Annotated in this window: 13 protein-coding genes; 6 read left to right on the top strand and 7 right to left on the bottom strand. The window is 75.0% G+C overall.

Annotated features, from left to right (window positions below; translation table 11 throughout):
• Positions 1-40: 40 nt before the first annotated feature.
• Both ACFXPX_RS08790 and ACFXPX_RS08785 read right to left on the bottom strand, forming a co-directional pair.
• Positions 41-667: a TetR-like C-terminal domain-containing protein gene (locus ACFXPX_RS08790; RefSeq protein ID WP_380399971.1), complete on the bottom strand. Its 627-nt coding sequence runs from the start codon at positions 665-667 to the stop codon at positions 41-43.
• Between the two features lie 139 nt (positions 668-806).
• A complete protein-coding gene (locus tag ACFXPX_RS08785) occupies positions 807-974 on the bottom strand; it encodes a hypothetical protein (protein WP_380640239.1) in 168 nt (55 codons plus the stop codon).
• Positions 975-1,255: 281 nt separating this feature from the next.
• On the opposite strand from ACFXPX_RS08785, the gene ACFXPX_RS08780 reads away from it, so the two are divergent.
• The 4 genes from ACFXPX_RS08780 to ACFXPX_RS08765 all read left to right on the top strand — a co-directional run bounded on the left by ACFXPX_RS08780 (position 1,256) and on the right by ACFXPX_RS08765 (position 4,883).
• Positions 1,256-2,077: a lipase family protein gene (locus tag ACFXPX_RS08780; RefSeq protein WP_380640237.1), complete on the top strand. Its 822-nt coding sequence runs from the start codon at positions 1,256-1,258 to the stop codon at positions 2,075-2,077.
• Complete coding sequence (locus tag ACFXPX_RS08775) at positions 2,074-2,511, top strand: ribonuclease domain-containing protein (RefSeq protein ID WP_380640235.1); 438 nt, start codon at positions 2,074-2,076, stop codon at positions 2,509-2,511. Before ACFXPX_RS08780 ends, ACFXPX_RS08775 begins: the two co-directional genes overlap by 4 nt.
• A gap of 122 nt (positions 2,512-2,633) precedes the next feature.
• A complete protein-coding gene (locus ACFXPX_RS08770) occupies positions 2,634-4,019 on the top strand; it encodes a chloride channel protein (RefSeq protein WP_380640233.1) in 1,386 nt (461 codons plus the stop codon).
• 150 nt (positions 4,020-4,169) lie between these two features.
• Entirely contained in the window at positions 4,170-4,883 is a 714-nt protein-coding gene (locus tag ACFXPX_RS08765; protein ID WP_380640230.1) for a DUF2278 family protein, read from the top strand.
• Between the two features lie 13 nt (positions 4,884-4,896).
• On the opposite strand, the gene ACFXPX_RS08760 is transcribed toward ACFXPX_RS08765, so the two are convergent.
• The 4 genes from ACFXPX_RS08760 to ACFXPX_RS08745 all read right to left on the bottom strand — a co-directional run bounded on the left by ACFXPX_RS08760 (position 4,897) and on the right by ACFXPX_RS08745 (position 8,806).
• Complete coding sequence (locus ACFXPX_RS08760; RefSeq protein ID WP_380399981.1) at positions 4,897-5,580, bottom strand: response regulator; 684 nt, start codon at positions 5,578-5,580, stop codon at positions 4,897-4,899.
• Positions 5,577-6,893 carry a histidine kinase gene (locus tag ACFXPX_RS08755; protein ID WP_380640228.1) on the bottom strand — a complete coding sequence of 439 codons (1,317 nt, stop codon included), beginning with the start codon at positions 6,891-6,893 and terminating at the stop codon, positions 5,577-5,579. The genes ACFXPX_RS08760 and ACFXPX_RS08755 overlap by 4 nt, the downstream gene beginning before the upstream one ends.
• A gap of 120 nt (positions 6,894-7,013) precedes the next feature.
• Positions 7,014-7,862, bottom strand: coding sequence for an ABC transporter permease (locus tag ACFXPX_RS08750; protein ID WP_380640225.1), 849 nt, complete (start codon positions 7,860-7,862; stop codon positions 7,014-7,016).
• Positions 7,859-8,806, bottom strand: a complete 948-nt coding sequence (locus ACFXPX_RS08745) for an ATP-binding cassette domain-containing protein (protein WP_380522268.1) — start codon at positions 8,804-8,806, stop codon at positions 7,859-7,861. The genes ACFXPX_RS08750 and ACFXPX_RS08745 overlap by 4 nt, the downstream gene beginning before the upstream one ends.
• Positions 8,807-8,996: 190 nt before the next feature.
• On the opposite strand from ACFXPX_RS08745, the gene ACFXPX_RS08740 reads away from it, so the two are divergent.
• Positions 8,997-9,485 (top strand): GNAT family N-acetyltransferase, encoded by a 489-nt coding sequence (locus ACFXPX_RS08740; RefSeq protein ID WP_380640222.1) that lies wholly within the window; start codon positions 8,997-8,999, stop codon positions 9,483-9,485.
• Between the two features lie 318 nt (positions 9,486-9,803).
• Positions 9,804-10,040 carry a hypothetical protein gene (locus tag ACFXPX_RS08735; protein WP_380640220.1) on the top strand — a complete coding sequence of 79 codons (237 nt, stop codon included), beginning with the start codon at positions 9,804-9,806 and terminating at the stop codon, positions 10,038-10,040.
• 30 nt (positions 10,041-10,070) lie between these two features.
• Here ACFXPX_RS08735 and ACFXPX_RS08730 read toward each other — a convergent pair.
• The coding region (locus tag ACFXPX_RS08730; RefSeq protein WP_380640218.1) for a sensor histidine kinase at positions 10,071-11,962 on the bottom strand (1,892 nt) is incomplete at its 5' end.

Here is an 11,962-nt window from a genome sequence, read left to right as displayed (position 1 = left end):
GACATGCTGCGCCACAGCGGGGCGTGAGGCACGTCGGCGGTCACCGGCGGACGATCGGCAGCAGCACCTCGTCGACGATCTCCGCCGGGTCCAGCTCCACGGCGCCCCCGCCGCACAGCTTGATCCGGTAGAGCATCAGCGCCGGCACCACGTCGGTGACCAGCGGGCTGACCGCCCCGGGGCGGACCTCGCCCCGGGCGGTGCCCCGGTCGAGGACCTCGGCGATCAGCGCGGTGGTCGGGTCGACCACCCGCTCCTGCACCAGCTCCAGGAAGACCCGGGCCCGCTGGTGGTCGATCTCGCTCATGATGGCGCGGACGGCGGCGCCCAGGTCGCTGAACATCGCGGCGCGCAGCCCGGCCACCACCTCCAGGAGGTCCCCGCGCAGGCTCCCGGTGTCCGGGGCCGGCCGGGCCGGCGGCAGGGCGGCCCGCAGGGCGTCCATCACCAGCTCCTCCTTGGAGGACCACCGCCGGTAGAGGGCGGCCTTGCCGGTCTGCGCCGCGGCGGCCACGCCCTCCATGGTCAGCCGGGCGTAGCCGTCGGTGGTGAGCTGCTGGAGGGCCGCCCCGTAGATGGCGCTCTCCAGCGCCTCCCCGCGCCGACGGACCGGGGTGCCGGCCGCGTGCACGGTCCCGCCCTCGGCGGTTCGGACTTCAGCGGACATCGCTGCACACCTTCCGGGGACTCCCTGTTCACCAGGCCTACCGCCAATGTTAGTGAACGAATCCGTTCCCTCCCAAGCACCGTACGCGGTTCGGCCCCCGGCGCCGGCCTGCGGCTCCGGGGGCCGGCGGGGCACGGGCTCAGCGGTCGGCCTGGTAGGCGTTGAGCTTGCTCAGCGGGCCGTAGCTGCCGTCCTGGTAGACCGGCTGCATCTGGACGTCGCCGTAGATCTGGAACAGCTTCTTCGCCGGGTCGGCGGCGGTCGGGTTGCAGTTCGGGAAGCCGGTGTACCAGTAGATGCTGGCCACGCCGTCGCCCTGCACGGGCGGCGAGCTTCATGGTCTCAAGTCCCTTTGCTCGATGGTGGAGTTCGTCCGGTGCCTCGACGAAGCCGCCGACGCCACCAACTAGCGCACCGGCCACCACCAGCCGCAAATCCCATGAAGCAATCAGCTGACCCGTCTACCTACGGACCGGTTCGTGCGCCGCCCCTGCTCTGTTGGAACGACTCCCGGGCCCGTCGCCCGGCCGTCGGCGGGCGGTTCCGCTACCAACGAGGGACGCCCCCCATCGAAAGGCGGCCCCCTTCGTGCCCGTCCCCACCACCTTCGACCAGAGCGCGACCGGCTACAGCCTCGCCCACGCCTACTGGCTGGCCAGGGCCTCGGACCTCGCCTACCAGAACGACGCCACCGTCGACCGGCAGGCCCGGGACTGGGGCTTCGACACCGTGCGCCACCACGACACCCGGTTCACCCCGCCGTTCCCGCTCCAGGACACCCAGGCCTACACCATGGCGAGCGACCGGATGATCGTGGTCGCCTTCCGCGGCACCGAGCCCAAGGAGCTCCGCGACTGGCTCACCGACTCCACCACCCCGCCCTGGCCGGGCCCCGCCGGCACCGGCTACGTCCACTACGGCTTCGCCGAGGCCCTGGACTCGGTCTTCCCGGACGTCCTCAAGACCCTCACCGAACTCCGCACCGACGGGCAGAGCGTCTGGCTCACCGGCCACAGCCTCGGCGGCGCCCTCGCCATGCTCGCCGCCGCCCGCCTCCACCTGGAGGACCCCCGGCTGACGGCCGACGGCGTGTACACCTTCGGCCAGCCCCGCACCTGCGACCGGCTGCTCACCGCCGCGTACGACCGGGCCTTCCAGGGCCGGAACTACCGCTTCGTCAACAACAACGACATCGTCCCCCAGCTGCCGCCCGAGCCGGCCTTCACCCACGTCGGCGCCCTGCGCTTCATCGACTCGGCCGGGACGGTCCACGAGGGCGCCAGCGGCCTGCTCTCCGGCCTCGCCAACCGGGCCAAGGGCTTGACCTCCGCCGCCTTCGAGCCCACCGGCGAAGGCGTCCGCGACCACTTCATGCGCAACTACCTGACAGCCCTGGAGAAGAACCTGTGACCGCCCGCCTCGCCAAGACCGCCCTCGCCCTGCTGCTCACCGTCGGCCTCGCCCCGGCCGCCGTGCCCGCGCACGCCGTCACGGCCGCCCGGGCCCCGGCCGCGCTCCTCCAGCCGCCGCTGCCGCTCGAAGCCTTCCCGCCGCAGGTAGCCCGGGCCTGCGACATCTGGCGCCAGCTGGAGTGGCCGGCCACCCCGCAGCCCATCACCTACCGCCTCCCGGACGGCGAGTTCATCCGCGGCGGCAACCCGTACGGCAACCGCAGCGGCGATCTGCCGCACGCCACCACCTACCACGAGTACGACGTCAACCCCCGCCCCACCGCCAACACCCACCGGGACGCCGAGCGCATCGTCCGCGACACGGTCTCCAAGCGGGTCTACTACAGCGACGACCACTACGCCGACTTCCGCGAGATCTCGTACGGCTGCTGACCCGCTGCCCGCTCCCGTGTGCGGCGCCCGTACGGGCGGCACGCCGTGCGGGGCGGGCGGGCCCCGGCGAGACTCGGTCGCAGGGCGGGGGCCAGCACCATGAGCTACCCGAAGGAGCGGTCATGCCGGAGCCCGAGCCGCCGGACACGCCCCCGCGGCAGGGCGGCGGCCCCACCCTGCGCGAGGTGCTGCTGCACCGCGGCTACCTCGGGCTGCTGCTGGTCGCGGTGCTGGTCGGCGTCCCGATCTCGCTGGTCGCCTTCGGGTTCGTCGGCCTGGAGCACGAACTCCAGCACTGGATCTGGGAGAGCCTGCCGGACGCCGCCGGGTTCGACCGGGCGCCCTGGTGGTGGCCGCTGCCCGCGCTGGCGCTGGCCGGGCTGCTGCTCGCCCCGATCGTCACCCGGCTGCCCGGGCGCGGCGGCCACGTGCCGGTGGACGGGCTCGGCGGCGCGCCCGGCCTGCCCCGGGACGTGCCGGGGGTGGTGCTGGCCGCGCTCGTCGGCCTGCCGCTCGGTGCGGTGCTCGGCCCGGAGGCGCCGCTGATGGCGCTGGGCGGCGGACTCGCGCTGCTCGCCGTCCGGGCGCCCGTCCGGGCCCGGAACCCGCGGGTCGTCCCGGTGCTGGGCACGGCCGGGGCGGCAGCGGCGATCTCGACGATCTTCGGCAGCCCGCTGGTGGCCGCGGTGATGATGATCGAGGCGGCCGGGCTCGGCGGCCCCCAGCTGGTCGCGCTGGTCCTGCCCTGTCTGCTCGCCAGCGGCGTCGGCGCCCTGGTGTTCACCGGCTTCGGGCACTGGACCGGCCTGTCGATCGGCGCGCTCTCGCTGCCGCACGTGCCCGCGACCGGCACCCCCGACCCCGGGGACTTCCTGTGGGGGGTGCCGCTGGCGGTCGCGGTCACGCTGGTCTGCGTGGCCGGGCAGACGCTGGGCCGACGGGTCAAGGCCTTCACGGGCACCGCGACCGCCCCGCGGACGGCGCTGCGCACCGCCGTCCGCACGGTCGGCTGCGCGGTCGCGGTCGGCGCCTGCCTCACCGCGTACGCGCTGCTCACCGGCCGCTCGCCGGAGGAGGCCGCGCTCTCCGGCCAGGCCACCCTGGGCGCGCTCGCGGCCGACCCGGCGGCCTGGCCGATCGGCGCGCTGCTGGCGCTGGTGCTGTGCAAGACGCTCGGCTGGGGCATCGCGCTGGGCAGCCTGCGTGGCGGGCCGATCTTCCCCGCCGTCCTGATCGGCGCCGCCCTCGGCGTGGCCTGCGCGCCGCTGCCGGGCCTGGGCACCGCACCGGCGCTGGCCGCCGGACTCGCCGCCTCCGGCGCGGCCGTGACCAGGCTGCCGGTGACCAGTACGGTGCTGGCCACGATGCTGCTGGGCGGGCAGGCGGCGAACGCGATGCCGCTGCTGATCGTCTCCGCCGTGACGGCCTTCCTCACCGCCGAACTGCTGCGCGGCCGGGCCGGGCCCGCCCCGGGGGCAGCGACCCCGGCGTCGGTCGACCCGGCCTGACGCCCCGGTCCGGCGGGCTCGTCAACGTTCGGTTCCGTGGCTACCCCTCCGGGGGACGGAAGGTGAACATTCGCCGATTCCCCGGCCCCGCACCCGGCGCGTGGGCGATAACGGAGGGGCTCCTGGCCGACCCCACCCGAGGAACCGCCCATGCCCATCGCCCAGTACGGCGTGCTCGCCGCCACCGCCGTCGACCGCCGCCGCGAGGGCGCCACCGGCACCCCGCACTACCAGATCCACCTGCGCGACGCCGCCGGCACCGACTACCGCGCGGCCGTCAACGTGCTCTCCCAGCAGGCCCCTTCGAACCTGCTCTACTTCGCCGACGAGAACTTCCGGCACCCGGTGACCGCCCTCCTCCCGGCCGCCGGCAGCGGCTGGACGGCGCTGAACTCCCGCCCGGGCACGGCGAGTCTGGACTTCGTCCGCGGCAAGCTGTTCGACCACGCGGCGATGCACGTACTGCCGCCCGACCTCCCCGGCCCGGACAACGACCTCGCCGACCTGCTCGACCACTACGTGCAGCACGCCATCGCCGACCCGAACGCCGCCCTGTACGTGTTCGGCCAGCGCTTCGGGCCCGAACCCGGCGTCCCCGACAAGGTGTTCGGCTTCCTGCCCGGCAACGGCGTGCACGACGTGCACATGAACCAGGGCAACAGCGGCCAGTTCCGCGGGGACGACGGGGTGTACCAGGACGGCGCCCTGCTGATCCACCTGCCGGACGAGAACCGCTGGGCGGCGGTGTTCCTCGCCTTCCAGTCCCAGTCCTGGCACACCGACGACCGCACCGGCCACGGCCTGCCGGGTTCCGTCCCGCACCCCGGCCGGGCCCCGCAGGACTCCCCCAACAGCCGGGCCTAGTGTCTCCGCCGGATCAGGTGGTGATCGGCGGATTGGGCCGGGTCAGCCCGCGGTCGTAGGCGAAGATCACGGCCTGCACCCGGTCCCGGGCGCCGATCTTCGCCAGCACCCGGCTGACGTGCGTCTTGACGGTCGATTCGGCCAGCACCAGCCGCTGGGCGATCTCGTTGTTCGTCCAGCCCTGGGCGATGGCCACCAGGATCTCCCGCTCGCGCTCGGTCAGCGCCTCCAGCCTCGGGTCCTCGACGGGCGCCGCGCCGACCGGGCGGACCGGCAGGTGGTGGGCGTAGGCGTCGAGCAGCCGCCGGGTGATCGCCGGGGCCACCACGGCGTCGCCCTCCGCGACGGCGCGGATCCCGGCGAGCAGTTCCTCCGGCCGCGCGTCCTTGAGCAGGAAGCCGCTGGCCCCGGCGCGCAGCGCGGCGTGCGCGTACTCGTCCAGGTCGAAAGTGGTGAGGACCAGGATGCGCGAGCGCCCGCCCTCGGCGACGATCCGGCGGGTGGCCTCGATGCCGTCCATGCCGGGCATCCGGATGTCCATCAGGACGACGTCGGGCCGCAGGTCGGCGGCGAGCCGGACGGCCTCGGCGCCGTGCGCGGCCTCGCCGACCACCTCGGTGTCGGGCTGGCTCTCCAGCAGCATCCGGAAGCCGTAGCGCTGCAGTGGCTGGTCGTCCACGATGAGGACGGTGGTCACGGGTGGCCGCCTGTCGGGTCGGGGGTGAGGTCCAGGACGGCCTCCACGGTCCATCCTGCCCCAGGGCCGGGGCCCGCCGTGACGCTCCCGCCGTACAGGGCGGCGCGTTCGCGCATCCCGGCCAGGCCGTGGCCCTCGCCGTCCGGGCGCGTCGGCGGGCGGGTGCCGCCGGGCGGGCCGGCGTCCTGGACGCGCACCCGCAGCCGGGTGGCGTCGACGGTCAGGGTGACGTGCGCCCGGGTGTCCGCTCCGGCGTGCTTGAGGGTGTTGGTGAGGGCCTCCTGGACGATCCGGTAGGCCATCAGCTGGACGCCGCGGTCCAGCCGGTCCGGGTCGCCGGAGACGGTGTACACCACCTGGGGGCCGGCCGCGCGGATCCGGGCGCACAGGCCGTCCACGTCGGCGATGCCGGGCTGGGGGTTGAACTCGGCGGCCTGGTCGGCCTGGTCGCGCAGCACGCCGAGCATCCGGCGCAGCTCGCCGAGCGCCTGGCGGCTGGTCTCGCCGATCAGTTGCAGCGCCTCCCGGCCGCGCTCGGGGTGGGTCTGGGCGGCGTAGGCACCGCCGTCGGCCAGGGTGACGATCACGGACAGGTTGTGGCCGATGATGTCGTGCATCTCGCGGGCCACCCGGGTGCGTTCGGTGGCGGTGGCCAGCCGGCTGCGCTGGTCGCGCTCGATCTCCAGCCGGGCCGCCCGCTCGCGCAGCCCGGCCAGCTGGGCGCGGCGGATGCGCACCGCGATGCCCAGGGCGACGCCCGCGGTGGCGGCGCTGACCAGGAAGAACAGGGCGTCCCCGACCGGCAGTCCACCGCCCGAGACCTCGACCGCGGCCAGCGCCATCGCCCCGACCATCAGCAGGCAGGACCAGGCCAGGTGCCGCAGCCGGCCGTGCAGGGCCAGGCTGTAGAGCGCCACCAGCAGGGCCGCGTCGGCGCGCAGGCCCACGCCCAGCGACCACTGCAGGACGAACACCGCCATGATCACCGCGAAGGCCACCGTGGGCCGGCGGCGGCGCCACAGCAGCGGCAGCACCAGGCCGGCCTGGAGGAGCAGCGTCCACGGCAGCGGCAGCCGGACCAGGTTGAGCCGGTGCTCGTGCGGCCCGGCGTCCCCGTGGCCGGGGAACAGGTCGGGCAGGCCGAACATCAGGAACACCACGGCGACCACGGTGGCGTCCAACACCCACGGGTGCGCGCGGTCCGCCTCGCGCAGCCGCTGGCCGATCCGGGCCAGCCGGGCGAACAGCGGGTGGCCGGACAGCGCGTCGGTGGTCGCGAACGGGCCGGCGGAGGCGGAGTGGTCCTCGCTCACCGGGGGTTCTCCCTGCTGGTCGGGGGCGGACGGACGGAACGGTGCGGCGCCGGTGAAGGACCCGCGCCGCACCGAGAGTCTCCCAGGCGCCGGGGCGCCGAGGCCGGACAGGGCCGAGGCTCAGGCGTCGCTGCGCACCAGCCGGACGGCGGCACCGGCGAGCGCCAGCACCGTCCAGCCGAGGAAGACCAGCAGGCCGGCCGTCGGCGAGAGGGTGGTCGAGTCGTGGTGCAGGGCGAACATCGCCTCACCGGCGTGGCTGGGCAGGTACGGGCTGATGTGGCCCTGCCAGTCCGTGGGGAGCAGCGAGGTCAGGCCGGGGATCAGCATCAGCGAGGCGACCAGCACGGCGATGCCGCCGGCCACCGAGCGCAGCAGGGCGCCGAGGGCCACCCCGATCACGCCGACCAGGCCCAGGTAGAGCCCGGCGCCGAGCAGGCCGCGCACCACGCCGGTGTCGGAGAGGGTCATCGCCGCCCGGGTGCCGGACAGGATCCCGCTGTCGGCGGTGAAGGTGGCGAAGACCCCGACGGTGCCGAGCACCAGCGCGATCACGCCGTACACCGCCGCCTTGGACCACAGCACCGGCAGGCGGCGCGGCACGGCGGCCAGGGTGGAGCGGATCATGCCGGTCGAGTACTCGCCGGCCGCGACCAGCACGCCGAGGACGCCGAGCGCCAGCTGGGCGAAGTTGGTGCCGAACAGGGACAGGCTGAGCGCGCCGGCGTCGGCGAAGTCCCGGTCCATCGGGCGGCCGGAGGTGAGCCGCGACTTGAACTGGAGGGCCGCGATCAGGCCGAAGGCGACCAGGAACAGCAGGGCCAGGCCGAGGGTGATCCAGGTGGAGCGCAGCGACCACAGCTTGGCCCACTCGGAGCGCAGCACGCGCGCGGCCGTCACCTTGTAGGCGGGGCCGGCGGGGCGCTGCCCGGCGGGCACGGCCGTCTGGCTGGGGGCGATCGTGGTCATGCCGCGCTCCTCTGGGTGTCGACGGTGCTCTCGACGGTGGTGGTGCCGTGGTACTCGACGGCGTCCCGGGTCAGCTCCATGAAGGCCTCCTCCAGGGAGACCGTCCGCGGGGTGAGTTCGAACACGGCGATGCCGTGCTCGGCGGCGGTCAGGCCGATCTCGCGGGCCGTCCGCCCGGTGACCAGGAGCTCCTCGGAGCCGGAGCGGCCGGTGATCTCGACGTCCGGTCCGGCGAGCGCCGAGCGCAGCCGGGTCGGGTCGGCGCTGGCGACCTTGACGACGTCGCCGCCGGCCTGCTGGACGAGCTCCTGGACGGTGGTGTCGGCGAGCAGCCGGCCCCGCCCGACGATGATCAGGTGGTCGGCGACCAGCGAGACCTCGCTCATCAGGTGCGAGGAGACGAAGACGGTGCGGCCCTCGGCGGCGAGCGAGGTGAGCAGGTTGCGGATCCAGAGCACGCCCTCGGGGTCGAGCCCGTTGACCGGCTCGTCCAGCATCACCGTGGCCGGGTCGCCCAGCAGGGCGGCCGCGATGCCAAGCCGCTGGCCCATGCCGAGCGAGAACGCCCCGGCGCGCTTGCGGGCCACCGACTGGAGGCCGGTCAGCTCGATGACCTCCTCGACCCGGCGGCGCGGGATGCCGTGGGTGTGGGCCTGGGCCATCAGGTGGTTGAACGCCGAGCGGCCGGGGTGGATCGACTTGGCCTCCAGCAGCGCGCCCACCTCCTGCAGCGGAGCGGCGTGCTCGGCGTACCGGCGGCCGTTGACCCGGACCGACCCGCTGGTGGGCGCGTCCAGTCCGACGATCATCCGCATCGTGGTCGACTTCCCCGCCCCGTTGGGGCCGAGGAACCCGGTCACCGCGCCCGGCCGGACCGTGAAGTCCAGCCCGTCCACGGCGGTCTTCTCCCCGTACCGCTTCGTCAGCTGGTGCGCCTCGATCATCGCTAGCCCTTACGTTCAGGGGCCGGGCCCTCCCGGCCGCCCACGGGTTCCACGCTAGGGCCCGGCGGGGCCCGAACCGCGGCACTGCGGACTGATCATCGGACGCCGCGTAGTACCGCGGTACCACACCGTCGCCCTACCCGCGGAAAAGCGGTTTCGCCGACCGCGCCCGCTCGCCGAGGATGGCGGGATGGACGATCGGAGCGTGACCCTGCGTCGGATGACCCCGGCCGAGTACCAGGCGGCCACCGAGATCCGGGAGGCCGAGACCGTCCGGCAGCTCGCCGAGCGGATGCCGGAGGAGCTGGCCCGCGCACACACCCGTCAGGGCACCGCGAGGTTCCTCCCGGACGGCCTGGACACCGCGGGCCACCACCTGGTGGTCGCCGAGGACGGGGCGGGGCGCACCGTCGGCACCGCCTGGATCGGCCCCGACCCGCGCGCCGGGGCCGGCGTCTCCACCTCCGCCTGGCTCTACCACCTCCGCGTCCTCCCCGAGTTCCGCCGCCAGGGCTACGGCGCGGCCGTCCTCGCCGCCGCCGAACGGCTCGCCGTGCGCCTGGGCACCACCGACCTCGCCCTCAACGTCTTCGGCGGCAACGAGGCGGCCATCGCCCTCTACCGGCGCGGCGGCTACGGCGTCACGGCGATGTACCTGAACAAGTCCCTCCGCGAGTAGCCCGGCGGAACCTTGCCGTGGCGGCCAACTACCCTGTGGCGGGCGACCGTCGGGGCCATCGGGGTTGTTCGAGGCCGTCGGGGCCAGCGGGTTGTCCAGGGCCCTCGGGGCCGTACACGGGACGTCAGGGGGAGGCGCGGATGGAGACCTGCGGGGAGTGCGGTGCGCGGGGGTGCCCGGAGCTGTTCCACCGGCTGCTGGCGCTGGACCACTCGCGGGCGGAGCCGTGGGGACCGTGGCCCCATGCGCATGGGTCAGCCCGGGCGGTGCCATGGAGGGGCGGGTCGACCGGCCTGCGGAACCCTCCCGGAGGACCCCATGAACGCCAGATCGGTCAACCCGGTGGCCGTCGCCGCCGGAGCTGCCGGAGTCGTCGTCCTCGCGGCCGTGGTCGTCCGCGCCGCCCGGTGCTGCAGGGCCCGGGCGGAGGGCGAGGCGGCCGGGGAGGAGAAGCGCCGGGGCCACGCCCACGGCCCCGGTCATGGTCACGGCCACGGCCACGGCCACGGCCACGGCCACGGCCACAAGCCGTGCCCCAACCCGCCGAACTGCTGACCCCGGTCCGGGCGCGCCCGGCGGCTCCCGTCAGCCCGCCGGGTTGCGCGGCAGCACCGCGTGCACCCGGGTGCCCTGGCCGAGGCCCGCGACGGGGTGGACGGTGCAGCTGCCGCCGATCTCCGCCGCCCGGTCGCTCATCGAGCGCAGCCCCACCCCCGGGTGGCCCGCGTCGCCGCGGCCGGGGCCCTGCCCGTCGTCCTCGACGGTGAGTTCCAGCCGCCCCGGGTCGACCAGGACGGTCACCCTGGCGCTGGTCGCCCGGGCGTGGCGCAGCACGTTGTTGAGCGCCTCGGCGGTGATCCGGTAGACGGCGACCTCGACCGCGGCGGGCAGCTCGGGCAGCGGGTCGGGCGCGAGCAGCGCGGTGACGGTGAGCTCGTCGCCGCTGAAGGTGTCGGCGAGGCGGCGCAGCGCGCGGCTCAGCCCGTAGTCGCCGAGCGCGGTGGGCCCGAGCCGGTCGGTGATCCGGCGGACCTCACGGACGGCCGTGGCGAGGTCGTCGGCGACGTCCTCCAGGGCGGCGGCGAAGCGGGCCGGGTCGTCCACGGCGGCCGCGCCCTGGAGGCGCAGCCGCAGCCCGGCCAGCATCGGGCCGAGCCCGTCGTGGATGTCGCGGCGCAGCTGACGGCGTTCCTCCTCCCGGGCGGCGACGATCTGCTCACGGCTGGCCCGCAGGTCCTCCATCAGCTGGAGCGAGGCCACGGCGGGCGCGGCCTGGTCGGCGAGGGAGCGCAGGATGTCGCGGTCGCTGTCGTCGAGCGTGCGCTGGCCCGGACGCGGGGAGACGGTGAGCCGGCCGATCTCGCTGCCGCGGTGGACCAGGGCGAAGCGTTCGCCGTCCTCGGGGTACTCCCCCACGGCGGCGAGCCGGCGTTCACCGCCGCGGGTCGAGACGGTCAGGTCCACTCCGGGCAGCCGCAGTTCGTCGCCGACCGTGGCGCACAGCACGGCGGGCACGTCCTGCGGGTCGACGGTCTGGCTGACCCGCCCGGCGAGGCTGCGCAGCACCTGGTACGGCTGGGCGCGGGCGCCGTAGTACCAGCGGTCGACGATGCCGGAGGCCCAGCGCACGCCCCTGGGCAGGCCGCCGGCGAGCAGGAGGACCAGGGCGACCACGCACAGGGCGCCGAAGCCCCGGCCGGGCAGCAGCATGGTGGACAGCAGCCCGGCCAGCAGCACGAAGACGACCGCCAGCCCGGCGGCGACCAGCAGTCCGACCAGGATCCGGCGGGCCGAGCGGTCCAGCCGCCAGGAGCCGTCCCGCACCACCACGACGGCGAGGGTCAGGGTCCACAGCGCGGAGGCGGCCGCGTAGGCGGCGTAGGAGGCGGTGCTCTGGCCGTTGAAGTAGTAGCCGGCCTCGGCGCCGGCCCAGAGCAGGTAGACGGCGATCGCGACCAGCACGTGCTGCCGGCGGCGCCGGGGCACCCGGCGGGCGCGGGCCAGCGGGACGAGCACCACCAGGGCGGTCAGGGCGACCCACACGACCAGTTGGGTGATGTGCAGGGTGCCGTTGAAGTGCCGCAGCCAGTCGGCGACGGTGCTGTCGGCGAGCGGGTTGGGGCGGCCGAACACGGTCGGTTGGTAGACGTAGTAGCTCGCCTGGGGCAGCATCCACAGGCCCACCGCGCCGACCGCGAGCCACCAGCGGCGGTCGGTCAGCCGGCCGTACGGGAGCCAGAGCGGCAGCGCCTGCCAGATCGTGCCGCTGACGGTGTAGCCGACCGACTTGAGCACGACCACGGCGCCGACGTAGCGCGGGTCGCCCACCTGCGTCCAGACCGGGGTCTCGGCGGCGAGCGGCAGGATCAGCGCGCCCCCGTACGCCAGCAGCACCCAGCCGAGCTCCAGACCGGGGCGGTGGGCGTGCAGCAGCACCCCGCCCGCGACGGCGGCGAGGCCGAAGCCGAGCACCGCCA

Origin of the sequence: Kitasatospora sp. NPDC059146 (assembly GCF_042786665.1) — a bacterium.
Classification (GTDB): domain Bacteria; phylum Actinomycetota; class Actinomycetes; order Streptomycetales; family Streptomycetaceae; genus Kitasatospora.
This window is presented reverse-complemented; position numbering and strand designations above follow the sequence as displayed.

Coding starts and splice junctions, on each gene's coding strand:
- ACFXPX_RS08770 (WP_380640233.1), top strand. CDS start 2,634: ATGCCGGAGCCCGAGCCGCCGGACACGCCCCCGCGGCAGGGCGGCGGC.
- ACFXPX_RS08765 (WP_380640230.1), top strand. CDS start 4,170: ATGCCCATCGCCCAGTACGGCGTGCTCGCCGCCACCGCCGTCGACCGC.
- ACFXPX_RS08750 (WP_380640225.1), bottom strand. CDS start 7,862: ATGACCACGATCGCCCCCAGCCAGACGGCCGTGCCCGCCGGGCAGCGC.
- ACFXPX_RS08735 (WP_380640220.1), top strand. CDS start 9,804: ATGAACGCCAGATCGGTCAACCCGGTGGCCGTCGCCGCCGGAGCTGCC.
- ACFXPX_RS08745 (WP_380522268.1), bottom strand. CDS start 8,806: ATGATCGAGGCGCACCAGCTGACGAAGCGGTACGGGGAGAAGACCGCC.
- ACFXPX_RS08790 (WP_380399971.1), bottom strand. CDS start 667: ATGTCCGCTGAAGTCCGAACCGCCGAGGGCGGGACCGTGCACGCGGCC.
- ACFXPX_RS08740 (WP_380640222.1), top strand. CDS start 8,997: ATGGACGATCGGAGCGTGACCCTGCGTCGGATGACCCCGGCCGAGTAC.